The following is a 1402-nucleotide window of genomic DNA, read 5'->3' as shown; positions in this document are numbered from 1 at the left end:
GAGATTTTTCCCAGCAATACCTGGTTCTGTCATTTCAAATGGATTTAGAATTTCCTCAAGCTCTTCTTCGCTCAAAATCCCCTGTTCCAGAATAATATCTTTTACAGATTTTTCTGTGCTTAATGCTTCTTTTGCTATTCTTGCTGCTGTTTCATATCCAACATGTGGGTTTATTGCTGTTATAATTCCTACACTGCTGTCAACAAGTGACTTACACCGCTCTCTATTTGCAGTTATACCTTTAATACATTTTTCTGTAAATGTTTTTACACCATTTTTCAGCATTTCTATCGACTGTATCAGATTAAATATTAATATTGGTGCCATTACATTTAGCTCAAGCTGCCCTGCTTCTGCTGCCATTGTTATTGTCGTATCATTGCCAATAATCTGAAAGGAAATCTGGTTGACAACTTCTGGAATTACTGGGTTAACCTTACCCGGCATTATTGATGACCCCGGCTGAACTGCCGGTAAATTTATCTCATTAAATCCTGTTCGCGGCCCCGATGATAAAAGCCTTAAATCATTTGATATTTTGGACAGATTAACTGCACATGTCTTCATTGCTGAAGACACCTCAACTAGTGCATCAACATTCTGTGTTGCATCTATCAGGTCTTCAGCCTGCTTTAAATCAAGTCCGCTTATTTTATTTAACTGTGAAGTCACATTTCTGACATAAGATAAATCTGCATTCAAACCTGTTCCAACAGCTGTTGCTCCTAAATTGACAACTCTCAGATCATCTATGGTTTCTGTGATTCTCCTTATATCCCTTTTAACTGCATTTGCATATGCCTTAAATTCCTGGCCCAGTCTTATCGGCACAGCATCCTGCAGCTGTGTTCTACCCATTTTTATTACATCATCAAACTCTTTACTTTTCTCCAGCAGTGCTTTTTCGAATTTTCCCAATTCACTTAAAGCTTCCCTAAGCAGATTTATAACTGCCATTCTGACTGCAGTAGGTACAACATCATTTGTGGACTGGCCCATATTTACATGATTATTGGGATGAACTACTGAATAATCTCCCTTTTTCCCACCCATTATCTCTATAGCTCTGTTGGCAAGAACCTCATTTATATTCATATTGATCGAAGTACCTGCTCCACCCTGTACTGCATCGATTATAAATTGATCCTTAAGTGACCCATTTATTACTTCATCTGCAGCCTGTATAATTGAGGATGCTATTCTTTCATTTAAAACCCCAACCTTTTTATTCACTTCTGCCGCAGCTTTTTTTACAATAGCTAGATTTTTTATCAGCTCTGGATGTACTTTTAGATCTGTTATTTTAAAATTTTCTGCCGCTCTTGCTGACTGTATTCCATAATAGGCATCTTTCGGCACTTTTTTACTGCCTATTGAATCTTGTTCTTCTCTCATTAGCATT

Annotated in this window: 1 protein-coding gene; it reads right to left on the bottom strand. The window is 37.4% G+C overall.

Features of this window, described 5'->3' with window-relative positions:
• A partial coding sequence (gene aspA, locus DFR78_RS11860) for an aspartate ammonia-lyase (RefSeq protein WP_114459031.1) occupies window positions 1-1401 on the bottom strand: 1401 nt, incomplete at its 3' end.
• Window position 1402: the final 1 nt, after the last annotated feature.

It is taken from the genome of Halanaerobium sp. MA284_MarDTE_T2 (genome assembly GCF_003337245.1).
Classification (GTDB): Bacteria; Bacillota; Halanaerobiia; order Halanaerobiales; family Halanaerobiaceae; genus QPJE01.
This window is presented reverse-complemented; position numbering and strand designations above follow the sequence as displayed.